The organism is Rehaibacterium terrae, from assembly GCF_014202935.1.
Classification (GTDB): domain Bacteria; phylum Pseudomonadota; class Gammaproteobacteria; order Xanthomonadales; family Xanthomonadaceae; genus Rehaibacterium; species Rehaibacterium terrae.
The window spans coordinates 57,215-81,441 of sequence record NZ_JACHHX010000001.1; the positions used below are offsets into that span (position 1 = coordinate 57,215).

The window sequence follows — 24,227 nt, forward strand, 5'->3', positions numbered from 1 at the left end:
CGCATCGCCGAAGCTGTGACCCGATTCACGCCGGTTCAGCCACCCGGCCCGGAAAACGCCGACAGCCCGCCGCGCCGCGGCGGTCGCCACGGTTCGCGCCGGCCCCGAATCCGTGTCAAAATCCGCAGCCACGCGCCCGTAGCTCAGCTGGATAGAGTACTACCCTCCGAAGGTAGGGGTCACAGGTTCGAATCCTGTCGGGCGCGCCATCCTCCCTCGCTTCGCCCGCGCATCCCACCGCGCCGCGCGGTGCGCCGCGCCCTCCATGCCGTTGCCCGCGCCTGCGCGGGACTGCCGTCCCGACGGGCGCGCCACTCCTCTTCGCTCCGCCCCTACGCCCGGCGCGCTGCGAGCCCATCGCTTCCCCGTCACCTCGCACGCGCCTGCGCGGGACTATCGTCCCGACGGGCGCGCCATCCTCCCTCGCTTCGCCCGCGCATCCCGCCGCGCCGCGCGGTGCGCCGCGCCCTCCATGCCACTGCCCGCGCCTGCGCGGGACTGCCGTCCCGACGGGCGCGCCATCCTCCCTCGCTTCGCCCGCGCATCCCGCCGCGCCGAGCGGGGCGTCGCCGCCCGGCGCCAGTCCAGCACGGCGGCGGTCAGCGCCTGGCCGATGTCGTCGTGCAGCATGCGGGCGGCGTGTTCGTGCCGGTGCTCCAGCGCGAGCGGCAGGTCGCGCAGCGCCGATGCGGACCCGTTTGCGCCCGGGTTCAGCGCGCGAATGCGGCGCGGCCGGGGGGTTCCCCGGCCGCGTGGCGATCGGCATGGTTGTCCGGCTGTCGGAGCCTCATCGGCCGACGATGACGGCATGCGCTCAGAACAGCTCCACCGAGCCGGCGCCGAGATCGAGCTGCGACACCGGCTTGTGCGGCGGCTTCTCCCACTCGCCGCGGTATTCGCGGATGCGCACGGCGAGCTTGTGCAGCGCCTGCAGCAGCTCGGCGTCGCGCACGCCGCCGTTGCGGTTGAGCAGCTCCTGCAGGGCGGTGGCCTCGTGGTTGATCGCGGCCAAGCGCTCCAGGTGGACCAATGCCGAACCGAGCGCCTGGGTGGCGATGTCCTCGAACTGCAGCGAGCGCACCGCTTCGGCCACCGAGCCGTCGATGGCGCGGCCGCACTGGCTGATCTCCTGCATGCCCTGCGACAGCGCGGCGTTCATCGCGCCGACCTGCTGCAGCAGGCGCGCCGACTCGTGCTTGGCCTCCTGCGAGCGGGCCAGGTCACGGGTGGCCATGCGGCTGACGGTGTCGCGCACCTTGGTGATCGCCTCGCGCGAGTTGTGCGCCAGCTTGCGGATCTGCTCGTTGAAGGCGGTGGAGCGTTCGGACAGGTTGCGCACCTCGTCGGCCACCACCGCGAAGCCGCGGCCGGCCTCACCGGCGCGGGCCGCCTCGATGGCGGCGTTGAGCGCCAGCAGGTTGGTCTGGTCGGCGATCGACTTGACGTCTTCCAACAGGGCGAAGATGCCGTCGAGGTGGCCGGCCATGTCGTCGATGTGTTCGACGGTGGCCGAGCTCTGGCCACTGACCTCCTCCAGCGCGGCGACCAGCTGCTCCATCTGCCGGCTGGCCTCCTGGGCGAAGCGCTGGATGCCCATCTCGCTGCCGTCGCGGTTGCCGGTGCGGTCGACGATGCGCGACACCGCGTTGCCCTGCTCGCGCGACTGCCGGCTCATCGCCTCGAAGCTGCCCGAGAGCGTCTGCACCGCCTCGCGGACCAGGCTGCGGGTGCGCTCGATCTCATGCCGCGAACCCTCGATTTCGCGGCTGACGAACTGGCGCAGCTCGCCCAGCAGCGTCTGCTGCTCGCGCAGCAGCCGGGCCTCGTCCGGCGTGTGCCGGCGGGCTTCGGTCGCCAGCCACAGGCTGCCCACCGACCAGGCCAGCACCATCGCGGTGAGCAGGCCCCAGCGGACGCCGGGCGCCCAACCGGCGATCTCGGCCACCAGGAACAGGATCGTGAGCAGCAGGGCCGGAGCGAGGCGGGAAAGGATGCGGGCTTGCATGGCGGATCTCGTGGAGGTTCCTGCCTACCTTATCGGCGCGCCGCCGCCCGGCTTTAGACGCGGGCACGCGGCGGCGTCGCGTCCGGCGTTCAGGCCGCCAGCCGCGCGAGCAGCGCGTCGGCGATCTCCTCCAGCGGCCGCACTTCCGCCGCCGCGCCCAGCCGGAACGCGCTGCCGGGCATGCCCCAGACCACACTGGTGGCCTCGTCCTGCACCAGCGTGTGCGCGCCGGCCTGGCGCAGCGCCAGCAGCCCGCGCGCGCCATCGTCGCCCATGCCGGTGAGCAGCGCGGCGATGGCGTTGCGGCCGACCGCCTGCGCCACCGAGTGGAACAGCACATCGACGCTCGGCCGGTGGCGGTTGACCGGTGCGTCCTCGCCGATCCGGCAGACCCAGCGTGCGCCGCTGCGCTCCACCCGCAGGTGGAAGCCGCCCGGCGCGACGTAGCCGTGGCCGGGCGTGATCGGCATGCCGTCCTCGGCCTCGGCGACCTTGAGCGCCGATTCGCGGTCCAGCCGCTGCGCGAAGGCGCGGCTGAAGCCGCCGGGAATGTGTTGCGCGATCACCACCGCCGGCGCGTCCGGCGGCATCCTGGCCATCACCTGCCGCAGTGCTTCGGTGCCGCCGGTGGAGGCACCGAGCGCGATCAGCCGGTCGGTGGTGCGGTAGCCGACCGGCGGCACCGGCAGCAGCGCATCGAGGCGCCTCGGCCGGCGCGCCGCCGGACGCGTCGCCGCCGCCGCCTTCACCTTCTCGACCAGCAGCGCGGCGTAGTCGCGCAGCCCACGCTCGACGTCGAGCTTGGGCTTGGCGACGAAATCGACCGCGCCCAGCTCCAGCGCCGACAGCGTGACATCGGCGCCCCACTCGGTGAGCGTCGAGACCATCACCACCGGCAGCGGGTGCAGCCGCATCAGATTGTCGAGAAAGCGCAGCCCGTCCATGCGCGGCATCTCGACATCGAGGGTGAGCACGTCGGGCTTGAGCGCCTTGATCTTCTCGCGCGCGATGAACGGATCGGATGCCGTTCCCACCACCTCGATCTCCGGATCGGCCCCGAGCAGCTCGCTCAGCAACTGCCGCACCAGCGCCGAATCGTCGACGACGAGCACCTTGATCGTCATCGCGCGGCCCTCCGCATCCGAACATCCCCAGTCGATCGCTCCGCCGAAACGAAGGCCGGTCTTTCCGCTCTTGCTCGTGGCGGGCAGGAGCCCGCCCGCTCTTCCGGGGCCCCTGAGCGGCGGCGGGCGCGCGGAGGAACAGCCCGAAGGGTCGCCGGCAGGGAGGCCGGCGACGTTTGCGCCGGCACAGGAGGTGCCGTCGCAAACGCCCGCAGCGCGCACGCGCACCTTTCGGACAGGATGTCCGGAGGGCGCCGCTCCGGGGTGCCCTTTCTTTTGGTTACCTTTTCTTTGGGCAAGCAAAGAAAAGTAACCCGGCCGCCGGCAGGCGGACGGAACCCCCGGCCTGAAAGGCCGGCCAAATCGCGACAAACCCACAGGCGCACGAAACACCCGGCGCTACGCGCCGGCAGGTCGTGACGAACCCGCAGGCGCACGGAGCTCCGGCCTGAAAGGCCGGCACGATCACGACGAACCCAATCCAGCCCACACATTGCAGGAGCGGCCTCAGCCGCGACCGGAGAACCACGCAAACAACCGCTCGCGGCCAACGCTCCTACGCCGCGCCCGGCAACCAGCCCTGCGCGCGGAACAGTGCGTACAGGCCGAGATGCACAAACTCCACCAGTGCCACCGCGACCAGCCCCCGCACCCACGGCCGCAGCCAGGTCGCCGGCAGCGCCTGGCCGAGGCCGAACAGCACGACCAGCAACAGCAGCGTCGCCAGCGGGATGTGGTCGAGCCACTGTGCCCGTGCCAGCGTCAGGGTCAGCTTGGGCAGCAGCGCGAACCAGGCGACGAAGGCGGCCAGCGCCGAGCCGATCCGCAGCAGCGAGGGCTTGTCCGCCCTGGGCAGCACCACGGCGGCCAGGCTCAGCGGCAGCCAGACCACCGCTTTGAGCGCGCCGTAGATGCGGTCTTGTGTGCGTCGCGGCCCCAGCAACACGGCCAGCAGGGCCAGCGCCAGCAGGGCGTGGAACAGCAGTCCGAGCAGCAGCTCGGCGGCGAGGAACAGTCCGCTCATGGTCGCGAGGTGACGGGGTGGCGCCACAGCCTAATCCACGCCGGCGGGCGACGCAGCGGCCGTGCCGGGGCGGGACCGGGATGGTGTAATTGCCGCTTCGTCCCCGTTTCCGGAGCAGCGCCATGAGCCAGCCCGTCTACCCGCCCCCCCAGGACTTCGTCGCCCGCGCCGCGATCCGGGCCGACGATTACGCGCGGTTGTACGCGGAGTCCGTGCGCGATCCCGAAGGCTTCTGGGCGCGCGTGGCCGAGCGCATCGACTGGTTCCGCAAGCCGACCCGCATCAGGGACGTGTCCTACGCGCTCGACGACTTCCGCATCCGCTGGTACGAGGATGGCGAGCTGAACGTGTCGGTGAACTGCATCGACCGTCATCTGCCGACACGCGGCGACAAGACCGCGCTGCTCTGGGAAGGCGACGACCCCGACGCCTCGCGCCACATCAGCTACCGCGAGCTGCACCGCGAGGTGTGCCGACTCGCCAATGCGCTGCGCAACCTCGGCGTGAAGAAGGGCGACCGGGTCACGCTGTACCTGCCGATGATTCCCGAGGCCGCCTACGCCATGCTGGCCTGCGCGCGCATCGGCGCGATCCACTCGGTGGTGTTCGGCGGCTTCTCGCCCGATGCGCTGGCCGGGCGCATCGCCGATTGCGGCAGCAAGCTGGTCATCACCGCCGACGAGGGCCTTCGCGGCGGCCGGCAGGTGCCGCTCAAGGCCAATGTCGACGAAGCGCTCAGGCGTCCCGGCACCACCTGCGTCGAGACCGTGCTGGTGGTGCGCCGCAGCGGCGCCGCCGTGCCGATGCAGATGCCGCGCGACCGCTGGTACGAAGCCGTCGTCGACGGCCAGCCCGACACCTGCGAGCCCGAGCGGATGGGCGCCGAGGACCCGCTGTTCATCCTCTACACCTCCGGCAGCACCGGCAAACCCAAGGGCGTGCTGCACACCACCGGCGGCTACCTGGTCTACGCCAGCTACACCCACGCGTGCGTGTTCGACCTCAAGGAGGACGATGTCTACTGGTGCACCGCCGACGTCGGCTGGATCACCGGTCACAGCTATCTCGTCTACGGCCCGCTCGCCAACGGCGCCACCACGCTGATGTTCGAGGGCGTGCCCAACCACCCCGACGTGAGCCGCTTCTGGCAGGTGATCGACAAGCACCGGGTGACGGTCTTCTACACCGCACCCACCGCCATCCGTGCGCTGATGCGCGAGGGCGACGCGCCGGTCAAGCGCACCTCGCGCGCCAGCCTGCGCCTGCTCGGCACGGTCGGCGAGCCGATCAATCCCGAGGCCTGGCGCTGGTACCACGAAGTCGTCGGCGATTCGCGCTGCCCCATCGTCGACACCTGGTGGCAGACCGAGACCGGCGGCATCCTGATCGCCCCCTTGCCCGGCGCCATCCCGCAGAAACCGGGCTCGGCGACCAAGCCCTTCTTCGGCGTGCGTCCGGCGCTGGTCGATGCCGACGGCCGGCTACTCGAAGGCGCCGCCGAGGGCAACCTGGTCATCCTGGATTCGTGGCCCGGCCAGATGCGCAGCGTCTACGGCGACCACCAGCGCTTCATCGACACCTACTTCAGGACCTACCCCGGCATGTACTTCACCGGCGACGGCTGCCGCCGCGACGAGGACGGCGATTACTGGATCACCGGCCGCGTCGACGACGTGATCAACGTCAGCGGCCACCGCCTCGGCACCGCCGAGATCGAGAGCGCGCTGGTCGCGCACCCGAAAGTGGCCGAGGCCGCCGTGGTCGGCTGTCCGCACGAGCTCAAGGGCCAGGGCATTTATGCCTACGTCACCTTGAAGGCCGGCGTCGAGGGCGATGAGGCGCTGCGCCAGGAACTGATCCAGTGGGTGCGCAAGGAGATCGGCCCGATCGCCACCCCCGACCACCTGCAATGGGCGCCGGGCCTGCCCAAGACCCGCTCGGGCAAGATCATGCGCCGCATCCTGCGCAAGATCGCCGAGAACCAGCCCGACCAGCTCGGCGACACCTCCACCCTCGCCGACCCGGGCGTGGTGGCGACGCTGGTGGAGCAGCGGATGAATCGGTGACCAGGATTCGGGGGCGGTGAGGGGTGGATGCGACGCAAGCCGCGTCCCGGCGGGCGACGCCATGCGGGACGAGGCGTGATCACGGCCGCCGGCAGGGCAAGGCCCCGCTCCACTCCCGTCCCCGTTCGCTCGCTGCTCGCCGCCATGCCATGGCAGGAATCGTTCCGGCGTGGGCTCAGCCTTGGCGCGACTGCGCGCGCCATGCCGTCAGCGCATCCTCCAGTACGGCGGCGGCGGTGAGGGCGGGGCCGGCGCCGGGGCCGCGCAGGACCAGCGGGCGTTCGGCGTAGCGTTCGCTGCGGATGAGGATGGCGTTGTCGCAGCCGCCGCGCTGGGCCAGCGGGTCGTCGGGCGGCAGCCATTCGATGCCGATGCGGTAGTCGCCGGGACGGGCGCGGGCGACGACGGCGAGCCGGGCGTCCGCTGTTGGCCGCTCGGCGAACAGGGCGGCGATGCCGGTGTCGAGGGCGGCGATGTCGGCCCACGGATCGTCGCCCTGTCCGCAGCGCAGGCGCGGGTCGATGCGCACGCCGTCGTCGGGCACGCGCCAGCCGATGGCGCGGGCGAGGATGCGCAGCTTGCGCAGCACGTCGGCGCCGCCGACGTCGTCGCGCGGGTCGGGCTCGGTCAGGCCGAGCGCATGCGCTTCGCGCACGCAGGCCGAGAAGGCGGCGCGGCCGTCGTAGCGGTCGAACAGCCAGGCCAGGGTGCCGGAGAGCACGCCGGCGATCTCGTGCACGGTTTCGCCGCAGGCGCGCAGCTCGCGCAGGCGGCGCACGGCGCCGAGTCCCGCGCCGACGGTGGCGCTGTCGCCGTAGCGCCAGGGCGCGGCGTCGATGTGCGCCTGCAATGTCTCGGCGCGCGCGGCCGATTCGCCGAGGCCGCATTTGTTGGCGGTGACGACGATACGGCCTTGGCGCAGCCACTCGGCATGGCAGGCGGCGACCGCGTCGCTGGCGCTGAGATCGATCACCAGTTCGACCGCATCGGCGATCCGCGGCGTGGGATCGTTGCGTGCGCCGCGCGGCAGCGCAGCCAGCGCGGCGAGACGGGCGTGCCAGTCGGGCGTGTCGCGTGTGCAGACGCCGCGGGCATTGGCGAGCTGCACCAGCCGCAGCGGCACCGGCACACCGCACGATCGCAGCCGTGCGATCTGCGCGATGAGCGCCTGCGCCACCTGGCCGGTGCCGATCAGGGCGAGCGTGGCGGGTGCGACCTCCGTGGCGGCGGCCACGGAGCGGGTTTCGAAGACAGGGTTCATCGCGCCACCTCGCTGCATGGGGTGACCGCGAGCGCGCGCGCCAGCGCCTGCTCGATGTCGGCGGCCAGGTCGCGCACGTCCTCGATGCCCACTGACAGCCGCAGCAGGCCGTCGCCGATGCCGGCGCGGGCGCGCGCCTCGGGTGGCATCGCCGCGTGGGTCATGGTGGCCGGGTGGGCGACGAGGCTTTCCACGCCGCCCAGCGATTCGGCCAGAGTGAAGCAGCGCAGGCCGGCGAGGAAGGCCTCGACCGCTGCCAGTCCACCGGCCAGCTCGAAGCTCAGCATGGCGCCGAAGCCGCGCTGCTGGCGCGCGGCCAGCGCGTGCTGCGGATGCGTCGGCAGGCCGGGGTAGTGCACCGCGCGCACCGCCGGATGGCCGTCGAGCATGGCGGCGAGCACGCCGGCGTTCTCCTCGTGCGCGCGCAGGCGGACGGCAAGCGTGCGCAGGCCGCGCAGGGCGAGGTAGCTGTCGAACGGCGCGCCGGTCAGGCCGATGGCGTTGGCCCACCAGCCGAGCCGTTCGGCCAGCGCGACGTCGGCGGCGATCAGCGCGCCGCCGACCACGTCGCTGTGGCCGTTGATGTACTTGGTGGTGGAGTGCACGACCAGATCGGCGCCGAGCGCGAGCGGCTGCTGCAGCGCCGGCGACAGGAAGGTGTTGTCGACCGTCACCCGCGCCCCGGCCGCGTGCGCGGCCCGGGCGACGTGGCGGATGTCGACCACGCGCAGCAGCGGATTGCTCGGCGTCTCGATCCATACCAGCTTCGGCGACTGCGCCAGCGCGTCGCCGAGGCTGCGCGGATCGGTGAAGTCGGCCTCGATCAGGCGGAACCGGCCTTGCCCGGCCCAGGCGCGGAACAGCCGTTGGCTGCCGCCGTAGCCGTCGTGCGGGGCGACCAGCAGGTCGTCGGCTTCGAGCAGCTGCAGAGCCAGCGCGATCGCCGCCATGCCGCTGGCGGTGACGACGGCGCCGGCGCCGCCTTCGAGTTCGCTCAACGCTTCGGCGAACAGGTCGCGGGTGGGGTTGCCGCTACGGGTGTAGTCGTAGCGGCGCTTGCCGTTCAGGCCGGCGAAGGAGAAGTTGCTGCTCAGGTGCAGCGGCGGGATGACGGCGCCGAAGGCGTCGTCGCGGTCGATGCCGGCGCGCACGGCCAGCGTCTGCGGATGCAGGCTCATGGTGGAGTCCTCTGGAAGCGGGAGTGTGGGAGCGAGTCGCGGATCAGGCGGGCAGCGCCCGCCCGCGCATTCGCTCCGGCGCGGCGAGGCGCGCGCGCAGCCAGTCGGCGATGGCGGCCTCTTCCTTCAGGAAGGCGTCGTGGCCGTAGCGGGAATGGATCAGGCTGAAATCCGCGCCGCAGCGCGCGGCCAGCGCGCGCACGTCCTCGGCCGGCACCAGGCGATCCTCGGCGACGGCGAGCAGATGCAGCCTCGCGCCGTCGAGCGCCGCCGGGTCGACGCGGTGCAGGTCCAGCGATTCGGACAGCGCGAGGTAGCGGGTGGCGTCGAAGCGGGCGGCGAAGGCCTGACCCTGGGCGTCGAGATAGTCTTCGACCGGCCAGCGCCAGCGGCCGTCGCGCCAGACCGGTTCGCCGTCGAAGCGCTCGGCGAATTCGCGCTCGCTGCGGTAGGTGGTGATGGCGAGCGCGCGCGCCAGCGCGGTGGCGGCTTGGCCCTCGCCGCGGGCGAGGCCGTCGCGCAGCAGCGCCCGCTGCAGCGCGCGCAGGGCGCTGCTCATCGGCGCCGGCCGGTCGGCGGCGGAAATCGCCAGCACGCGTGCGGCGCGGCGCGGATGACGCGCCGCGAAGGCCAGCGCCACGCAGCCGCCATAGGAGGCGCCGATCACCGCGGCGACCGTGTCGGCGCCGAGTGCGTCGAGCGCCGCGGCCAACGCGTCGGCCTGGTCGGCGCTGTCCACGCCGTGCCAACCGGCTGGCGGCGCGCCGATGTACTCCAGCCCGAGCACCGCGCCGTCGGCCGGATCGATGGCGAGGCCGGCGCCGACCTGCACGCGCCACCAGCCGTCCGTGCCGCCCGGTGTCTCGCCGGCGGAGATGCCGCCGAGCACGGCGCGCCATGGCCGGGTGACGTCGCCCTGCAGGCTGTAGCGCAGGCGCAGCAGCGCCTCCGGGCCACCGCGACGCGGGCGCAGACGAAGGGTCAGCACGCCGCGATAGGGCGGTTCCAGGGCAGGCAGGCGGAAGGGTTCGGAGTCGCGGTCGGCGGGCGGGATCGGCGTCATGGCGGCATCACGGATCGGGAAACGGCTACCGACCCAGCGAGCCCGTCCGCGGCACGCCCGGTCCGCGGCCTGCGCCGCGGAAGTCTGCTCATCTGTCGATGGCATCGCCATCGCAGGAATTGGCACCTGGCGGGTGTACCGCTGGTTGCCCCGGCGTCCAAGGGCCTGTCCCTCAGCCGGTCTCGATGAGTCGGTTCGCGCAGGCTACGGTCATCGCCCCGGATGGTCAAGGTGTTTTTCGGTGCTACGCGAAAAATCTCCGGTTAGCGATGGAGTTATCTGCCTGATTAGAAAGGATTCTTTGTCATCAATACGCCATTTTCATCCGGACAAAGAGATGTATTTTCCGGGCCGGCGGGTGCGGTTCCGCTTGCGCGCCGCAGCGGCATGCGGCACGGTGCTGCTACTGCCTGCACCACCTTTCGGTTCCGGAGGAGCCTTCCGATGGACATGCTGCGCTTCGTGCTGCTGGCCCTGCTCGCGATCTACCTCCTCGGCCTGCTGGTGAATCTCGCTGGTGTCGGTCGGCTGCCCGAGCCTGCGCGCTATCACGTCGGCGCGCTGGTGATCTATCTGCTGGCCGTGGGCGGCGGCGGTTACGCGCTCGCCGAGGCGGGCACGCCGGACTTCGCCCGCGCGGCGCAGTGGCTGCTCGGCCCGGTGGCGCTGTGGTGGGTGCACCAGTTGTGGAGCCATCGTGAGCGGCCCAATCCGCACACGCGGCCGAAGCCGCCGGGCTGGACGCCGCCGGCGGCCTGAGACGCTGTCGCAGCCGCAGCGCAAGTCGCGGCCGCCGGGAAGCCCAAAAGAAAAGCCCGCCGGGAGGCGGGCTTCGCGTTTCGCGCTGCGGCGGGCCGCGGCGGGAAGGCTTACTTGATCTTGCCTTCCTTGTAGATCACGTGCTTGCGAACGACGGGATCGTACTTCTTGATCTCCATCTTGTTCGGCGTGTTCTTCTTGTTCTTGTCGGTGGTGTAGAAGTGGCCGGTGCCGGCCGAGGAGATCAGGCGGATCTTGTCGCGCTTGGAAGCCATGGCTCAATCCTCCTTAGATCTTCTCGCCGCGAGCGCGCAGCTCGGCGAGGACGGTATCGATACCCTTCTTGTCGATGGTGCGAAGGGCCTGGGTGGAAACACGCAGCTTCACCCAGCGGTTCTCCGAGGCCACCCAGAAGCGGCGCTCGTGCAGGTTGGGAAGAAAGCGGCGACGGGTCTTGTTGTTCGCGTGCGAGACGTTGTTGCCGGTCTGCACGCCCTTGCCGGTGACTTGGCATACGCGGGCCATGACGCACCTCGTTGGTATCGGTTGGGCTTCCCTTGGCCAGGGAGGCAGCGGCCCCTCGGGCGGTGCCGAGCGCGATGCGGGAGGGTACAAGTGGCTGATTTCTCGGCCGTTTCGGCTGTCGCGCCCGGGCCGGAGATCGCGCTTCCGGCGGCGGGCCCCGAATGGGCGGGGCGCAGCGAGCCGCGCATTATGCGGTGCGCAAGCGCCTGATTGCAAGCAGGTTTCTCTGGCGGGCGGATGCCTGCAAGCACAACAGCACGCACAACAGCACGCACGGAGGTGGGGAGAAAAGCGGAGGGCACGGAGGAGGGCTGATCGAAACTGCTCCGCGTCCTGCGCTCGTTCTCCGCTCTTCTCCGTGCGTGTTGTTGCCTCTGTGTGTGTCAGACCCGGTCGCCGAAGTAGTCGCGGCACCAGGCCACCACCGGCGGCAGGCCGTCCTCGATGGCGGTGCGCGGCTCGAAGCCGAATGCGGCCTGCGCGGCGGCGGTGTCGGCCATGGTTTCGGGCATGTCGCCGGCCTGCATCGGCCGGTAGAGCTTTTGCGCCGGCCGGCCGGCGGCCTGCTCGATCACGGCGATGAAGCGCTCCAGCTCGACCGGGGTGTGGTTGCCGAGGTTGAAGACGCGGTGCGGTGGCGTGTCCGTCGACGGGTGGTCGAGCGCGCCGAGCACGCCGGCGACGATGTCGTCGATGTGGGTGAAATCGCGCCGCATCCGGCCGTGGTTGAACACCTCGATCGGCCGGCCGGCGAGCACGGCGCGGCTGAACAGCAGCGGCGCCATGTCGGGGCGGCCCCAGGGGCCGTACACGGTGAAGAAGCGCAGGCCCGTGCAGCGCAGGCCGTAGAGGTGGGCGTAGCTGTAGGCCATCGCCTCGTTGGCGACCTTGGTGGCGGCGTAGAGGGACAGCGGCCGGTCGATCCGCGCGTCCTCGCGGAACGGCGGCACGGCGCCGGCGCCGTACACCGACGAGGAGGAGGCGTAGACCAGATGCGCGATGCCGCGATGCCGGCAGGCTTCCAGGAGGTTGAGGAAACCGGTGAGGTTGCTGTCGGCGTAGGCGTGCGGGTTGTGCAGCGAGTAGCGCACGCCGGCCTGGGCGGCGAGGTGGACGACGCGGCTGGGCGCGAGCTCGTCGAAGAGGGCGTCCAGGCCGGCGCGGTCGGTCAGGTCGAGCGCGGCGATGCGCAGGTCCGGGCACAGTGCGGCGACGCGGTCGCGCTTGAGCCGTGGGTCGTAGTAGTCGTTCCAGTTGTCCAGGCCGACCACGTGTTCGCCGCGCGCGCGCAGCGCGCGGCAGACGTAGGCGCCGATGAAGCCCGCCGCGCCGGTGACGAGGACGGTCATGGGCGCGGCGTCAGTCGGCCGGGCCGCGCAGCCGTTCGAGGATGCCTTCGAGCGCGTCCACGCCGTGGTAGTGGATCACCAGTCGGCCCTTGCCGGCGCGGCCGTGCTGCACGGCGACCCGGGCGTTGAGGCGCTCGCTGAGCTCGCGCTCGAGCGCGGCGATGTCGGCATCGGCGGGCGCCTTGGCCGGCTTGGCGGCGCCCCTGGTCGGCACCTTGCCCTGCGCCATCTGCTGCACGCGGCGCTCGACCTCGCGCACGCTCAGGCCCTCTTCGGCGGCCTTGCGCGCCAGGGCGATGGCGGCCTGCGGCGCCAGCGTGAGCAGGGCGCGGGCGTGCCCCATCTCGATGGCGTGGGTCTCGACCAGGTGGCGGATCTCCTGCGGCAGCTCCAGCAGGCGCAGCAGGTTGGACACCGCCGCGCGCGAGCGCCCCACTGCCTCGGCGGCCTGATGATGGGTGAGCTGGAACTCGTCGATCAGCCGCTGCAGCGCCTGCGCTTCTTCCAGCGGGTTGAGATCCTCGCGCTGGATGTTCTCGATCAGCGCCATGGCGATCACGGCGCGGTCGTCGACCTCGCGCAGCACCACCGGCACGTCGGTCAGGCCGGCCTGGCGGGCGGCGCGCCAGCGGCGCTCGCCGGCGATGATCTCGTAGCGGTCCTGCCCGTTCACCGGCGCGATGGCGCGCACGACGATCGGCTGGATCAGGCCCTGGGCGCGGATCGAGTCGGCCAGCTCGGCCAGCTTGGCCGGGTCCATGCCGGTACGCGGCTGGTACTTGCCCGGCTGCAGCACATCGACGGGAAGCGTGCGCAGCGATTCGCCGGAGGCGGCTTCTTCGGCCGGCGACTTGTCGTGGCCGCCCAGCAGGGCTTCCAGGCCGCGGCCGAGGCCGCGTTTCTTGGCTGCCATCATGCAGTCTCCAATGTCTTCTGGCGGGCGTGGTGGCGCCGCACCAGCTCGCCGGCGAGGCCGAGGTAGGCGATCGCGCCGCGCGAGCCCATGTCGTAGCGCAGGATGCTCTGGCCGTGGCTGGGCGCCTCGGCCAGACGCACGTTGCGCGGCACGATCGAGCGGAACACCTTGTCGCCGAAGTGGCGGGTCAGCTCGCCGCTGACCGCGTTGGCGAGGTTGTTGCGCACGTCGAACATGGTGCGCAGGATGCCCTCGATCTCCAGCTGCGGGTTCACCTTGAGCTTGAGCGATTCGATGGTGTCGATCAGCGCCGACAGGCCCTCCAGCGCGAAATACTCGCACTGCATCGGCACCAGCACGCCGTCGGCGGCGGCCAGGGCGTTGAGGGTGAGCAGCGACAGCGCCGGCGGGCAGTCGATGATGATGTAGTCGTAGCCGTCGCGCACGGCGGCGAGCGCGCGCTTCAGGCGCTGCTCGCGCGCATCCTCGTCCATCAGCCGCACCTCGGCGGCGGTCAGGTCGATGTTGCTGGGCAGCAGGTCGAAGCCCTCCGGCGCCCTGACGATCGCCTGCGCAGCCTCGGCCTCGCCCAGCAGCACCTCGCAGGCGGAGGTGTCCAGTTCGCGCTTGTCCACGCCCGAGGCCATGGTGGCGTTGCCCTGCGGGTCGAGATCGACCAGCAGCACCCGGCGCGGCACCTCGGCCAGCGCCGCCGCGAGATTGACCGCGGTGGTGGTCTTTCCGACGCCGCCCTTCTGGTTGGCGATGGCGATGATGCGCGTCATGGACGACTCCGCGCGGCTTCGTGCCGCGTGCTTGTGACGGCGCGCCTCAGGCGGCACGCCGGGTGACGACGACCAGATGCCGCTCGGCGTCCAGGCCCGGCACACGCAGGGCATGCACCGCGCTCGCGTGCCAGTCCGGAGGCAGGGCGGCGATCTCGTCCGCGGGCGCGAGGCCCTTCATCGCCAGCAGCCGCCCCCCGGGCTTGAGCAGGTGGCCGCCGACGCGAACGAGTTCGGCAAGGGTACCCAAGGCGCGGGCGGTAAGACAGTCGTAGGCGCCCGGTTCGTCCAGCGCCTCGGCGCGGCATCCGGCCACGCGGGCGTTGGCCAGACCCAGCCGGCGCACCGCCTCGCGCAGGAAGCGCGCCTTCTTGCCGTTGGACTCGACCAGGGTCACCCGCAATCCCGGCCGCGCCAGCGCCAGCGGGATGCCGGGCAGGCCGGGGCCGGTGCCGAGGTCGGCCAGTGTTTCGTCGCCCACGAACGGCGCCATCGCCAGCGAATCGAGCAGGTGCTTGACCACCATCTCGCGCGGGTCGCGGATGGCGGTGAGGTTGTAGGCGCGGTTCCAGCGGTCCAGCAGCGCCAGGTAGTCGAGCAGGCGTGCGGACAGCGCCGGCGCGGCCAGGCCGAGTTCGACAAGGCCCGCATCGAGCGCGGGCCGCAGGTGGGCGAGGGGGTTCACGCGGGGATTCCGGCGACGATGGCGGCGGGAAGTCTACCCCGCCGCGTCGCGGCCGGCCGTGACCGGCGGCCGGCTCAGGCGCCCGGGTGCAGCGAGCAGCGGATGATCCGCAGGCCCAGGCCGCCCATGCGCCGGTTCAGCTCGGCCTTGAGCGCCTCGGCGGCGACCGGCCAGCCGTTCTCGGCCTGCGGGCCGACTTCCGCCAGCACCGCGTCGGCCTGCCGCAGCACCACCTCGTCGACGCTGTCGAGCGCATCGCCGGTCCGCAGCGGATCAAGGATCTGGTAGTACAGGTCGGCGCTGGCCGTGGTCCGGCCGAGCGGGCGCGCCGGCAGCTCGACGTGGTGGCCGATCAGGTGGACCTGGTGGGCGATCCGGTCGACCAGCGGCACGACGAGGTGCAGTCCGGGGGGAAGGGCGCGCACGAAGCGGCCGAAACGATGCACCGTGTACACCTGCCCTTCCGGCACCCGCCGCAGCGACGCCAGCAGCAGCGTGGCGAGCAACAGGGCGATCACGATGGCCAGCGGCGCGGCGTGCATGTTTGTGTCTTGTATATCAGCCTGTTACGGCGATCTTGTGAGACCGATTCTAGTATGCCTGCCTGTCTTCGCAACAGGTTAACCAGCGATTAACCATAAATTTACGCCCGCGCACTGCAACCTCCCGTGAATCGCGTCGCAAAAACCGTGCCGAACCCTTTGCCGTCGCGGCTTGTGGCCTGTCGGTGCCAGCCGCCGTCCGGAACGGCCGCGGCAGCGCGTCTGGCCCGGGCCGGCTGTGCGGGGCGGCTGTTCTTGTTATGGTGTAACGACATCCGGTTTGATGAGCAGCCACACGTGAACACCCGCTCCCTCGTCTCCGCTGCGGTCTTGGCCGCGGCCCTCGCCGCCCTCGCCGCCCCGGTCCGGGCCGGCGGCGGCCATGCCCATGAGCACGGCGTGACCCATCTGGACATCGTGGTCGACGGTGGTCGCGTGGCCCTGCGCCTGCAGGCCGCCGGGCACCACATCGTCGGTTTCGAGCACGCGCCGGAGAGCGCGGCACAGCATGCCGCCTGGGCGGCCGCCGAAGCGGCGCTGGCCGACGCGTCGGCCCTGTTCCAGCCGGATGCCGAGGCGGCCTGCCGGGCGGTCTCAGCCGCGGTGACCCCGCCCGGCGGCGGCAAGGCGGCGCACGGCCAGGCGCACGGCCACCAGCACCACGGCCATGCCCATGCTGACCATGCTGACGATGATGGCCACGGCCACGGTGGCGACTGGCACGCCGACTACCGCTTCGAGTGCGCGGCGCCGGAACGGCTGCGCGGCATCCGCCATGCGCTGTTCCGCGCGTTTCCGGGCACCGAGGAAGTGCGCTGGCAGCTGCTTGCGCCGACCGGCCAGGACGGCGGTGTGCTGCGTGCCGGCCAGGACCGCATCGCGGTGCCGCGGGCACGATGAGCGCGGCACCGGTACTGGCCGTGCGGGGACTGCGCTTCGGCTGGGGCGCGCGCCCGCTGCTCGACATTCCCGAATTCTCGCTCGCCGCGGGCGAGCGGGTGTTCCTGTTCGGTCCCAGCGGCAGCGGCAAGAGCACGCTGCTCAACCTGCTCGCCGGCACGCTGGCGCCGCAGGCCGGCGAGGTGACACTCGGCGGCGAGTCGCTGACGGCGTTGCCCGCACGCAAGCGGGACCGCGTGCGCAGCGACCATCTCGGCTTCGTCTTCCAGCAGTTCAACCTGCTGCCGTTCGTGTCGGTGCGTGAGAACGTGCTGCTGCCCTGCCGCTTTTCGCGCCGCCGCCGCGCCCGCGCGATCGAACGCGACGGCAGCCTCGACGCCGCCGCCGCGCGCCTGCTCGGCGCGCTCGGGCTGGCCGACCCGGACATCCTGCGCCGCCGCGCCGATGCGCTGTCGGTCGGCCAGCAGCAGCGCGTCGCCGCCGCGCGCGCGCTGATCGGCGCGCCGGAGCTGGTGATGGCCGACGAGCCGACCTCGGCGCTCGACGCCGACGCCCGCGCCGACTTCATGCGTCTGCTGTTCGCCGAGTGCGCGCACACCGGCGCGGCGCTGCTGTTCGTCAGCCATGACCGCGCGCTGCAGGCCGGCTTCGACCGCGTGCTCAGCCTGCCGGCGCTCAATCGTGCCGGTGGCGTGCGGGAGGCCGCGGCATGAGCGAGCTGCTGCGCCTGGCTGCCGCCAGTCTGTGGAACCGCCGCTTCACCGTGCTGCTGACGGTGCTGACGGTGGCGGTGAGCGTGATGCTGTTCCTCGGCGTGGAGCGGCTGCGGCAGGACGCGCGCGAGTCGTTCCTGCGCACCGTCGCCGGCACCGACCTGATCGTCGGCGCGCGCTCGCATCCGGTGCAGCTGCTGCTGTATTCGGTGTTCCGCCTGGGCGACGCCACCAACAACCTGTCCTGGACCAGTTACGAGGACATCGCCGGCCAGCCCGGCGTGGCCTGGACGGTGCCGATCGCACTCGGCGACTCGCACCGCGGCTACCGCGTGGTCGGCACCACGCCGGGCTATTTCGAGCATGTGAAGTACGCCGGCGAGCGTGGCATCGAGTTCGCGCAGGGGCGGCCGTTCGCCGAACTGTTCGACGCCGTGCTCGGCGCCGAGGTGGTGCGCCGGCTCGGCTACCGCCTCGGCGAGCAGATCGTGCTCGCCCATGGCACCGCCGCAGTCAATCCGCAGCAGCACGACGACCGTCCGTTCACCGTGGTCGGCGTGCTGGCGCCGACCGGCACGCCGATCGACCAGGGCGTGTACGTGAGCCTTCAGGCGATCGAGGCGATCCACCTCAACTGGCGCGCCGGCACCCGCATCGGTCGCGCCCCCGACCCGTCGCAGCTCGGTCCCGAGCGGCTGCGGCCACGCAGCATCACCGCCTTCTACCTCGGCCTGTCCGACCGCATGGCGGTGTTCGCCTTGCAGCGCCACATCAACGAGTACCGCGCCGAGCCGTTGACCGCGGTGCTGCCGGGCGTGGCCCTGCAGCAGCTCTGGCGCCTGCTCGGTACCGCCGAGCGCGCGCTGCAGGTCACCGCCGCCTGCGTGGTGCTGGCCGGCCTGCTCGGTCTGTTGACCGTGCTGCTGGCCACGCTCAGCGAGCGCCGCCGGGAGATGGCGATCCTGCGCTCGGTCGGCGCCGGTCCGCGTCACGTGCTGGCGCTGCTGCTGCTCGAAGCCCTGCTGCTGGCCACCGCCGGGGCCCTGCTCGGCCTGCTGCTGCTGCAGGCGCTGGTGTTCGCGCTGGCGCCGTGGCTGCAGGCGCAGTACGGCATCGCGGTCGCGCCCGGCTGGCCGTCGGCGGCGGAGTGGAAACTGCTCGGCATCGTCATCGGCGCGGCCGGCGTGGTCGGCCTGCTGCCGGCGCTGATGGCCTACCGGCGCTCGGTCGCCGACGGCATGAGCATCCGGACATGAGGTTCGGAACCCGGGACCCGGGAAAGAGCCTCGAAGCCTCGCCATCCCGGCGAACGCCGGGATGACGGACAATGGGAAGCGCACGCTCCCGCAACCCCCAGCCCCCAGCCCTGCCCATGAAACGCATTCTTCTGTTCCTCTCCCTGTGGCTGCTCGCCGTCGCGGCGTTGGCCAAGGACTACCGTGAGATCGACTGGCTGGAGCTGATGCCGCCCGAGGAGATCGCCCTGCTGGAGAAGCTGCAGGCCAGCATCGACCACGAAGGCACCGGCCCGGCCGTGCAGTTCGACAGCGCCAAGACCGTCGACAGGATGGACGGCGTCGAGGGCAAGCTGGTCGGCTACATCGTGCCGATCAGCGTCAGCCCGCAGAACGAGATCCTGGAGTTCTTCCTGGTGCCCTACTTCGGCGCCTGCATCCACGTGCCGCCGCCGCCGCCGAACCAGATCATCCACGTCAAGCCGGACAAGCCGCTGCCGATGGTCGACATCTGGGATCCGTACTGGGTGGAGGGCACGCTGCGCATCCGCCAGGTCGAGAACGCGATGGCGAAGTCGTCCTACGCCATCGACCCGGTGCGGGTGGTGCCGTACCAGTAAGCGCCGGCGACCGCCCCGGGCGGCCCGGCAGCGGACGCGGCCTCTCGGCGGCGTGGCGCCCGGCCACGTATCATTGCGCTCCCGCCGCGCCCCGCCTGTTTCCGGCATGTCCACCCCGCATCCCGCGTCGCTGCCCCCGCAGCCCGCCGTCCTCGGCGCGGCGCGCCTGCGTGTGGATTACGTCCGGGCATCGCTGGATGGCCTGCTCGCCGACGGCAGGGTCCTGGCCGTGTTCGGGTTCGGCGCGGGCGCGCCCGCGCGCCATGACGATCCGCGCTATCTGCGGGTGAACCTGCAGCCCGATGGCGCGGCGCCGTTCGAGGTCTGGCGTGTCGATGGCCAGGTGAGCGCCGACCGTCGCGGCGGCATCGCCACCGCCGTGGGCGGTGGTTTGGCCTTCGGCGCCATCGAGGTCGACGAGGCGCCGGCCGGCGGCATCGCCGTCGCCGCCGAGGCCGCCTACGACCGGCTGTGCGGCTGGCTCGCCGACAACGGCTTCGGTCACGTGCAGAAGGCGTGGAACTACATCGACGCGATCACCGAAGGCGATGGTGACGCCGAGCGCTACCGGCAGTTCTGCGTCGGCCGCGAACGCGGTCTGCGCGGCCGTTGGCCGCGCTACCCGGCGGCGACCGCGATCGGCTGCCACGATGGCCGCCGCGTGCTGCAGGTGTACTGGCTGGCCGCGCGCGAACCCGGCACGCCGCTGGAGAACCCGCGCCAGGTCAGCGCCTTCCGCTACCCGCGCCAGTACGGCCCGCAGCCGCCCGGTTTCACCCGCGCGCTGCTGCCGGCCTCGCCGGCACTGCCGTTGCTGATTTCCGGCACCGCGGCGGTGGTCGGGCATGCCTCGATGCATGCCGGCGACCTCGCCGCACAGTTCGACGAGGTCTTCCGCAACCTCGACAGCCTGTTGCTGGTGGCGCGTGCCGAGCGCCCCGGGTTGCCGGCCGCATTCGGCGCCGACAGCCCGCTGCGCGTCTACGTGCGCCGACAGGAGGATCTGCCGGCAGTACGTGCGCGACTGGCGCGCCATCTGCCCGACCACGTGCCGCGCCTGCTGCTGGTCGGCGAGGTCTGCCGCCGCGAGCTGCTGGTCGAGATCGACGGGTTCCATCGCTGCGCGGGATGATCCGCATCAAGCCGGCGTCAGGGGCCGGCGCTATCATCGAAAAATCCACCTGGGAGGATTGCATGGGCTACCCCTACACCCGGCCGCGCCGCATGCGTCAGGACGAGTTCTCGCGTCGGCTGATGCGCGAGACCGTGCTCACCGCCGACGACCTGATCCTGCCGGCGTTCGTGCACGAACACAGCGGCCGCGCGGCGGTGGCCTCGATGCCGGGCGTCGAGCGCGTGTCGATCGACGAGCTGCTGAAACTCGCCGAACAGGCGCTGGCGCTGCGCATTCCCGCGCTCGCCCTGTTTCCGGTCACGCCGCCCGAGGCCAAGAGCGAGGACGCGCGCGAGGCGTGGAATCCCGACGGCCTGGCCCAGCGCGCGGTGCGCGCGCTCAAGGCGCGCTTCCCGGAGCTGGGCGTGATCACCGACGTCGCCCTCGACCCGTTCACCACCCACGGCCAGGACGGGCTGATGGACGAGCGCGGCCAGATCGTCAACGATGCCACCGTCGAGGCACTGATGAAGCAGGCGCTCTCGCATGCCGAAGCCGGCGCCGACGTGGTCGCGCCCTCGGACATGATGGACGGCCGCATCGGCATGATCCGCAACGCGCTCGAAGAGCAGGGCTTCGTCAACACCCGCATCCTCGCCTACTCGGCCAAGTACGCCTCGTCCTTCTACGGCCCGTTCCGTGACGCGGTCGGCTCGGCCGGCAATCTCGGCAAGGGCAGCAAGCACACCTACCAGATGGACCCGGCCAACAGCGACGAGGCGCTGCACGAGGTCGCGCTCGATCTGGAGGAGGGCGCCGACATGGTGATGGTCAAGCCTGGCCTGCCCTACCTGGACATCGTGCGACGGGTGAAGGACGAATTCGGCGTGCCCACCTTCGTCTACCAGGTGAGCGGCGAATACGCCATGCTCAAGGCGGCGGCCGGCCACGGCTGGCTCGACGAACGCGCCTGCGCGCTGGAGGCGCTGCTGTCGATCAAGCGCGCCGGCGCCGACGCCATCCTGACCTATTTCGCGCTCGACGCGGCGCGCTGGCTGAAGGAGTGAACACCATGGACACCAAGCGCTATGCGGTCTTCGGCCATCCGGTGAAGCATTCGCTGTCGCCGTTCATCCACCGCGAGTTCGCCCGCCAGTTCGGCCTGTCGCTGAGTTACGAAGCGATCGACGCGACGCCGGAAGGCTTCGCCGCCGCACTGGACACCTTCGCCGCCGCCGGCGGCGTCGGCGCCAACGTCACCCTGCCGCACAAGCAGGCCGCCTACGGTCTGTGCGCCAGGCTGAGCGCGCGTGCGCAGCGCGCCGGCGCGGTCAACACGCTGACCCGCATTCCGGAAGGCTGGGAAGGCGACAACACCGACGGCGCCGGCCTGGTGCGCGACCTCACCGAGCGCCGCCGCCTCGACCTGCGTGGCCGCAGCGTGCTGCTGCTCGGCGCCGGCGGTGCCGCGCGCGGCATCGTGCCGGCCCTGCTCGACGCCGGCGTGCTGCGGCTGGTGGTGGTCAACCGCACGCCGGTCAAGGCCGACGAGCTGTGCGACAGGCTCGGCGAACCCGATCGCGCCACCTCCCGCTACTGGGAGGACATGCGCGAGCTCGGCGACTTCGAGCTGATCGTCAACGCCACCTCGGCCGGCCGCGACGGCCAGGCGCTGGACCTGCCGCTGTCGCTGGTCAACAGCCTGACCACCGCGGTCGACCTGAGCTATGGCGAGGTGGCGATCCCGTTCCTGGCCTGGGCGCGTGCGGCGGGCTGCCGCCTGGCCGTCGACGGCCTGGGGATGCTGGTCGAGCAGGCCGCGCTGAGTTTCGCCCACTGGCACGGCAAGCGCCCCGACACCGAGCCGGTGTACCAAGCCCTGCGCGAACGCGACGTGGCGTTGGCGACCGGCGACTGAGGTGGACTGCCGCGCGGCCTGCGGTGCCTGCTGCATCGCGCCCTCGATCAGCAGCCCGATCCCGGGCATGCCGGACGGCAAGCCGGCCGGCGTGCGCTGCGTGCAGCTCGACGGCATGAATCGCTGCCGCCTGTTCGGCCGGCCGGAACGCCCGGCGGTGTGCCTCGGCCTGCGGCCGACGCCGGCGATGTGCGGTGCGAGCCGCGACCAGGCGCTGGCGTACCTGACGGCGCTGGAGATCGCGACCGCGCCCTGATGTCCTGCCGCGGCGCGCCGGCTACGCCCCGCCGGCGAGGTATCGGTCCTTCAGGCGCACGTAATGCTGCGCGCTGTAATGCAGCGCCTCGATCTCGCGGTCGGAGAGCCTGCGCACCATCCGCGCCGGGCTGCCCAGCCACAGCTCGCCCTCGCCGACCGTCTTGCCTGGCGAGACCACCGCGCCGGCGCCGACGAAGCCGTGCTTCCTCACCGTCGCGCCATCGAGCACGGTGGCGTGCATGCCGACCAGGCAGACGTCCTCCAGCGTGCAGGCATGGATCACCGCGCCGTGCCCGATGGTGACGTCGTCGCCGATGATCGTCGGCAAGCCGCCCGGCCGGGTGAACGGGCCCTCGTGGGTGACGTGGACGATGGCGCCGTCCTGCACATTGGTGCGCGCACCGATGCGGATGCGGTTGACGTCGCCGCGGATGACCGTGCCCGGCCACACCGAGCTGTCGTCGCCAATGACGACGTCGCCGATGACGTGGGCGCCGGGATCGATCCAGACGCGCTGACCGAGGGTGGGGGTGATGCCTTGGAAGGGTCGGAGGTTCATGTGGGCATTGTAGGGGTGTGGGAACCGGTAGCCGGAAATCGGAAATCGGAAATCGGAAGCGCGTAGAGCATGTGGCGGCACGGCACTCGAGCTGTTTCGCTCGCAGCGGCCCTTTCGCCGGGATGACGAGGCTGTGATGGCCTTTCCCGAATCCTGCCCCCAGCCCCCGGCAGGGCGCTAGACTCCCCCGTATGGACACGCCCACCGACACCCCGCCGGCCGAACTCACCGCCACCCTGCGTCGCCTGCGCGGCGCCTGGCAGGCGCGCATGCCCGACTACGCGCAGCGCCGCGACGACCTCGAACGCCTGCGTGCTGCCTTCAAGGCGAAGCTGCCGGCGATGAGCGCCGCCATCGCCGCCGACTTCGGCCACCGCTCACCCCACGAATCGGCGATCGCCGACGGCATGACCGTGCTCAAGGAGATCGACCACCTGCTCGCCCATCTCAAGGGCTGGATGCGGCCGCGGCGGCGCATGCTCAGCCCGCTGTTCTGGCCGGCGCGGGCCGAGATCCGCTACCAGCCGCTGGGCGTGGTCGGCGTGATCTCGCCATGGAACTACCCGGTCAACCTGGCGCTGATCCCGCTCGCTGACGCGATCGCCGCCGGCAATCACGTCTATCTCAAGCCCTCCGAACACACGCCGCGCACCTCGCTGTGCCTGCGCGAGCTGCTGGCCGAGGTGTTCCCCGCCGACCGTGTCGCGGTAGCGCTGGGCGGGCCGGCGCTGGCGGCGGCGTTCGCCGGCCTGCCGTTCGACCACCTGCTGTTCACCGGCTCGACCGCGGTCGGCCGCAAGGTGATGGCGGCGGCCGCGCCCAACCTCACGCCGGTGACGCTCGAACTCGGCGGCAAGTCGCCGGCGCTGATCGCCGAGGGCTACCCGCTGGCCCGCGCCGCCGCCCGCATCGCCAGCGGCAAGTGGCTCAACGCCGGCCAGACCTGCATCGCGCCCGACTATGTGCTGGTGCCGCAGGGACAGCGCGACGCCTTCGTCGAGGCCCTGCGGCGCGAAGTCGGCGCGCGCTACCCGACGCTGGTGGACAACCCCGACTACACGCGCATCGTCAACGCCGGCCAGTACCGCCGCCTGCGCGGCTACCTCGACGAGGCGCAGGCGCGGCGCCTGCCGGTGATCGAGCTGGTGCCGCTGGATGCCGCCCTCTCCGAAGGCCGCCGCATCCTGCCGCCGACGCTGGTGCTCGACCCGCCCGACGACACCGCGCTGATGCGCGAGGAGATCTTCGGCCCGATCCTGCCGGTGTGCGGCTACCGCAGCCTGGACGAGGCACTCGCGTACGTGCAGTCGCACGAGCGGCCACTGGCCTTCTACCTGTTCGACGACGACCGCGCGCGGCGCGAGAAGGTGCTGGCGCAGATCGTCGCCGGCGGCGTCACCGTCAACGACACGCTGATGCACAACGCGCAGTCGTGCCTGCCGTTCGGCGGCGTCGGCGCCAGCGGCATGGGGCATTACCACGGCCACGCCGGCTTCCTGGCCTTCAGCAAGCCGATGCCGGTGTTCCGGCAGGCGCGCTTCGCCGGCTTCGACCTGTTCAGGCCGCCCTACCGCGGCCTGGCCGACCGGCTGGTGAAGCTGCTGACGCGCTGAGCGCCCAGTACACGA

Annotated in this window: 25 protein-coding genes, 1 tRNA gene and 1 riboswitch; of the genes, 12 read left to right on the forward strand and 14 right to left on the reverse strand. The window is 71.7% G+C overall.

All coding sequences use genetic code 11. From position 1 onward, the window contains the following. Nucleotides 1-132 precede the first annotated feature (132 nt). Nucleotides 133-209, forward strand: a tRNA-Arg gene (locus tag HNQ58_RS00230). Between the two features lie 605 nt (nucleotides 210-814). Here HNQ58_RS00230 and HNQ58_RS00235 read toward each other — a convergent pair. From HNQ58_RS00235 to HNQ58_RS00245, 3 genes are all read right to left on the reverse strand, one after another. Next, complete coding sequence (locus HNQ58_RS00235; protein ID WP_183946772.1) at nucleotides 815-2,005, reverse strand: methyl-accepting chemotaxis protein; 1,191 nt, start codon at nucleotides 2,003-2,005, stop codon at nucleotides 815-817. Between the two features lie 89 nt (nucleotides 2,006-2,094). After that, nucleotides 2,095-3,129, reverse strand: a complete 1,035-nt coding sequence (locus HNQ58_RS00240) for a protein-glutamate methylesterase/protein-glutamine glutaminase (RefSeq protein WP_183946773.1) — start codon at nucleotides 3,127-3,129, stop codon at nucleotides 2,095-2,097. A 556-nt stretch (nucleotides 3,130-3,685) separates the two neighbouring features. After that, nucleotides 3,686-4,153, reverse strand: coding sequence for a hypothetical protein (locus tag HNQ58_RS00245; protein ID WP_183946774.1), 468 nt, complete (start codon nucleotides 4,151-4,153; stop codon nucleotides 3,686-3,688). Between the two features lie 122 nt (nucleotides 4,154-4,275). Here HNQ58_RS00245 and acs point away from each other — a divergent pair, with 122 nt between their 5' ends. Further along, a complete protein-coding gene (gene acs, locus HNQ58_RS00250; RefSeq protein WP_183946775.1) occupies nucleotides 4,276-6,219 on the forward strand; it encodes an acetate--CoA ligase in 1,944 nt (647 codons plus the stop codon). Between the two features lie 175 nt (nucleotides 6,220-6,394). Here acs and HNQ58_RS00255 read toward each other — a convergent pair whose 3' ends face one another. Genes HNQ58_RS00255 through metX form a run of 3 tightly spaced genes read right to left on the reverse strand, consistent with a single transcriptional unit; the run spans nucleotide 6,395 to nucleotide 9,721 of the window. Continuing rightward, nucleotides 6,395-7,453: a homoserine dehydrogenase family protein gene (locus HNQ58_RS00255; RefSeq protein ID WP_183946776.1), complete on the reverse strand. Its 1,059-nt coding sequence runs from the start codon at nucleotides 7,451-7,453 to the stop codon at nucleotides 6,395-6,397. A 23-nt stretch (nucleotides 7,454-7,476) separates the two neighbouring features. Beyond that, complete coding sequence (gene metB, locus HNQ58_RS00260; RefSeq protein ID WP_183946777.1) at nucleotides 7,477-8,658, reverse strand: cystathionine gamma-synthase; 1,182 nt, start codon at nucleotides 8,656-8,658, stop codon at nucleotides 7,477-7,479. Nucleotides 8,659-8,701: 43 nt separating this feature from the next. Next, nucleotides 8,702-9,721: a homoserine O-succinyltransferase MetX gene (gene metX / locus HNQ58_RS00265; protein WP_183946778.1), complete on the reverse strand. Its 1,020-nt coding sequence runs from the start codon at nucleotides 9,719-9,721 to the stop codon at nucleotides 8,702-8,704. Nucleotides 9,722-9,806: 85 nt separating this feature from the next. Further along, nucleotides 9,807-9,913, reverse strand: a riboswitch (SAM riboswitch). A 252-nt stretch (nucleotides 9,914-10,165) separates the two neighbouring features. Between metX and HNQ58_RS00270 the strand changes: the two genes are divergently transcribed. Then, a complete protein-coding gene (locus HNQ58_RS00270) occupies nucleotides 10,166-10,480 on the forward strand; it encodes a hypothetical protein (protein ID WP_183946779.1) in 315 nt (104 codons plus the stop codon). Nucleotides 10,481-10,590: 110 nt separating this feature from the next. On the opposite strand, the gene rpmG is transcribed toward HNQ58_RS00270, so the two are convergent. The 7 genes from rpmG to HNQ58_RS00305 form a co-directional block, all read right to left on the reverse strand. Next, nucleotides 10,591-10,755 carry a 50S ribosomal protein L33 gene (gene rpmG / locus HNQ58_RS00275; RefSeq protein WP_019398349.1) on the reverse strand — a complete coding sequence of 55 codons (165 nt, stop codon included), beginning with the start codon at nucleotides 10,753-10,755 and terminating at the stop codon, nucleotides 10,591-10,593. 13 nt (nucleotides 10,756-10,768) lie between these two features. Then, on the reverse strand, nucleotides 10,769-11,005 hold the full coding sequence (gene rpmB / locus HNQ58_RS00280; RefSeq protein ID WP_183946780.1) for a 50S ribosomal protein L28: 237 nt from the start codon (nucleotides 11,003-11,005) through the stop codon (nucleotides 10,769-10,771). A 383-nt stretch (nucleotides 11,006-11,388) separates the two neighbouring features. Next, nucleotides 11,389-12,354, reverse strand: coding sequence for an NAD-dependent epimerase/dehydratase family protein (locus HNQ58_RS00285; protein ID WP_183946781.1), 966 nt, complete (start codon nucleotides 12,352-12,354; stop codon nucleotides 11,389-11,391). 10 nt (nucleotides 12,355-12,364) lie between these two features. After that, the gene (locus HNQ58_RS00290; RefSeq protein ID WP_409617719.1) at nucleotides 12,365-13,282 is read right to left on the reverse strand and encodes a ParB/RepB/Spo0J family partition protein; all 918 of its coding nucleotides are present in this window, start codon (nucleotides 13,280-13,282) and stop codon (nucleotides 12,365-12,367) included. Further along, nucleotides 13,267-14,055, reverse strand: coding sequence for a ParA family protein (locus HNQ58_RS00295; protein WP_183946783.1), 789 nt, complete (start codon nucleotides 14,053-14,055; stop codon nucleotides 13,267-13,269). Before HNQ58_RS00295 ends, HNQ58_RS00290 begins: the two co-directional genes overlap by 16 nt. A gap of 46 nt (nucleotides 14,056-14,101) precedes the next feature. Further along, nucleotides 14,102-14,740: a 16S rRNA (guanine(527)-N(7))-methyltransferase RsmG gene (gene rsmG / locus HNQ58_RS00300; protein ID WP_183946784.1), complete on the reverse strand. Its 639-nt coding sequence runs from the start codon at nucleotides 14,738-14,740 to the stop codon at nucleotides 14,102-14,104. A gap of 74 nt (nucleotides 14,741-14,814) precedes the next feature. Next, a complete protein-coding gene (locus HNQ58_RS00305; protein ID WP_183946785.1) occupies nucleotides 14,815-15,282 on the reverse strand; it encodes an SPFH domain-containing protein in 468 nt (155 codons plus the stop codon). Between the two features lie 297 nt (nucleotides 15,283-15,579). Here HNQ58_RS00305 and HNQ58_RS00310 point away from each other — a divergent pair, with 297 nt between their 5' ends. From HNQ58_RS00310 to HNQ58_RS00345, 8 genes are all read left to right on the forward strand, one after another. After that, nucleotides 15,580-16,182 carry a ZrgA family zinc uptake protein gene (locus HNQ58_RS00310; RefSeq protein ID WP_183946786.1) on the forward strand — a complete coding sequence of 201 codons (603 nt, stop codon included), beginning with the start codon at nucleotides 15,580-15,582 and terminating at the stop codon, nucleotides 16,180-16,182. Then, complete coding sequence (locus tag HNQ58_RS00315; protein WP_183946787.1) at nucleotides 16,179-16,895, forward strand: ATP-binding cassette domain-containing protein; 717 nt, start codon at nucleotides 16,179-16,181, stop codon at nucleotides 16,893-16,895. The genes HNQ58_RS00310 and HNQ58_RS00315 overlap by 4 nt, the downstream gene beginning before the upstream one ends. Continuing rightward, nucleotides 16,892-18,151: an ABC transporter permease gene (locus HNQ58_RS00320; protein WP_183946788.1), complete on the forward strand. Its 1,260-nt coding sequence runs from the start codon at nucleotides 16,892-16,894 to the stop codon at nucleotides 18,149-18,151. Before HNQ58_RS00315 ends, HNQ58_RS00320 begins: the two co-directional genes overlap by 4 nt. Before the next feature lie 116 nt (nucleotides 18,152-18,267). Beyond that, nucleotides 18,268-18,750 (forward strand): DUF3299 domain-containing protein, encoded by a 483-nt coding sequence (locus HNQ58_RS00325; protein WP_221301091.1) that lies wholly within the window; start codon nucleotides 18,268-18,270, stop codon nucleotides 18,748-18,750. A gap of 106 nt (nucleotides 18,751-18,856) precedes the next feature. Then, nucleotides 18,857-19,882, forward strand: a complete 1,026-nt coding sequence (locus tag HNQ58_RS00330) for a chorismate transformation FkbO/Hyg5 family protein (protein WP_183946790.1) — start codon at nucleotides 18,857-18,859, stop codon at nucleotides 19,880-19,882. Between the two features lie 62 nt (nucleotides 19,883-19,944). After that, nucleotides 19,945-20,931 carry a porphobilinogen synthase gene (gene hemB / locus HNQ58_RS00335; RefSeq protein WP_183946791.1) on the forward strand — a complete coding sequence of 329 codons (987 nt, stop codon included), beginning with the start codon at nucleotides 19,945-19,947 and terminating at the stop codon, nucleotides 20,929-20,931. A gap of 5 nt (nucleotides 20,932-20,936) precedes the next feature. Beyond that, nucleotides 20,937-21,782 (forward strand): shikimate dehydrogenase, encoded by an 846-nt coding sequence (gene aroE / locus HNQ58_RS00340; RefSeq protein WP_183946792.1) that lies wholly within the window; start codon nucleotides 20,937-20,939, stop codon nucleotides 21,780-21,782. A gap of 1 nt (nucleotide 21,783) precedes the next feature. After that, nucleotides 21,784-22,038, forward strand: coding sequence for a YkgJ family cysteine cluster protein (locus tag HNQ58_RS00345; RefSeq protein ID WP_183946793.1), 255 nt, complete (start codon nucleotides 21,784-21,786; stop codon nucleotides 22,036-22,038). A gap of 21 nt (nucleotides 22,039-22,059) precedes the next feature. On the opposite strand, the gene HNQ58_RS00350 is transcribed toward HNQ58_RS00345, so the two are convergent. Next, on the reverse strand, nucleotides 22,060-22,599 hold the full coding sequence (locus HNQ58_RS00350) for a gamma carbonic anhydrase family protein (RefSeq protein ID WP_183946794.1): 540 nt from the start codon (nucleotides 22,597-22,599) through the stop codon (nucleotides 22,060-22,062). Nucleotides 22,600-22,790: 191 nt separating this feature from the next. On the opposite strand from HNQ58_RS00350, the gene HNQ58_RS00355 reads away from it, so the two are divergent. Next, a complete protein-coding gene (locus tag HNQ58_RS00355) occupies nucleotides 22,791-24,212 on the forward strand; it encodes a coniferyl aldehyde dehydrogenase (RefSeq protein ID WP_183946795.1) in 1,422 nt (473 codons plus the stop codon). The last annotated feature ends 15 nt before the right edge of the window (nucleotides 24,213-24,227 follow it).

Bases quoted from the DNA above. Each gene is read 5' to 3' on its own strand.
- HNQ58_RS00235 (WP_183946772.1), bottom strand. From the start codon at position 2,005: ATGCAAGCCCGCATCCTTTCCCGCCTCGCTCCGGCCCTGCTGCTCACG.
- HNQ58_RS00240 (WP_183946773.1), bottom strand. From the start codon at position 3,129: ATGACGATCAAGGTGCTCGTCGTCGACGATTCGGCGCTGGTGCGGCAG.
- HNQ58_RS00245 (WP_183946774.1), bottom strand. From the start codon at position 4,153: ATGAGCGGACTGTTCCTCGCCGCCGAGCTGCTGCTCGGACTGCTGTTC.
- acs (WP_183946775.1), top strand. From the start codon at position 4,276: ATGAGCCAGCCCGTCTACCCGCCCCCCCAGGACTTCGTCGCCCGCGCC.
- metB (WP_183946777.1), bottom strand. From the start codon at position 8,658: ATGAGCCTGCATCCGCAGACGCTGGCCGTGCGCGCCGGCATCGACCGC.
- metX (WP_183946778.1), bottom strand. From the start codon at position 9,721: ATGACGCCGATCCCGCCCGCCGACCGCGACTCCGAACCCTTCCGCCTG.
- HNQ58_RS00270 (WP_183946779.1), top strand. From the start codon at position 10,166: ATGGACATGCTGCGCTTCGTGCTGCTGGCCCTGCTCGCGATCTACCTC.
- rpmG (WP_019398349.1), bottom strand. From the start codon at position 10,755: ATGGCTTCCAAGCGCGACAAGATCCGCCTGATCTCCTCGGCCGGCACC.
- rpmB (WP_183946780.1), bottom strand. From the start codon at position 11,005: ATGGCCCGCGTATGCCAAGTCACCGGCAAGGGCGTGCAGACCGGCAAC.
- HNQ58_RS00285 (WP_183946781.1), bottom strand. From the start codon at position 12,354: ATGACCGTCCTCGTCACCGGCGCGGCGGGCTTCATCGGCGCCTACGTC.
- HNQ58_RS00295 (WP_183946783.1), bottom strand. From the start codon at position 14,055: ATGACGCGCATCATCGCCATCGCCAACCAGAAGGGCGGCGTCGGAAAG.
- HNQ58_RS00305 (WP_183946785.1), bottom strand. From the start codon at position 15,282: ATGCACGCCGCGCCGCTGGCCATCGTGATCGCCCTGTTGCTCGCCACG.
- HNQ58_RS00315 (WP_183946787.1), top strand. From the start codon at position 16,179: ATGAGCGCGGCACCGGTACTGGCCGTGCGGGGACTGCGCTTCGGCTGG.
- HNQ58_RS00320 (WP_183946788.1), top strand. From the start codon at position 16,892: ATGAGCGAGCTGCTGCGCCTGGCTGCCGCCAGTCTGTGGAACCGCCGC.
- HNQ58_RS00325 (WP_221301091.1), top strand. From the start codon at position 18,268: ATGAAACGCATTCTTCTGTTCCTCTCCCTGTGGCTGCTCGCCGTCGCG.
- HNQ58_RS00330 (WP_183946790.1), top strand. From the start codon at position 18,857: ATGTCCACCCCGCATCCCGCGTCGCTGCCCCCGCAGCCCGCCGTCCTC.
- hemB (WP_183946791.1), top strand. From the start codon at position 19,945: ATGGGCTACCCCTACACCCGGCCGCGCCGCATGCGTCAGGACGAGTTC.
- aroE (WP_183946792.1), top strand. From the start codon at position 20,937: ATGGACACCAAGCGCTATGCGGTCTTCGGCCATCCGGTGAAGCATTCG.
- HNQ58_RS00350 (WP_183946794.1), bottom strand. From the start codon at position 22,599: ATGAACCTCCGACCCTTCCAAGGCATCACCCCCACCCTCGGTCAGCGC.
- HNQ58_RS00355 (WP_183946795.1), top strand. From the start codon at position 22,791: ATGGACACGCCCACCGACACCCCGCCGGCCGAACTCACCGCCACCCTG.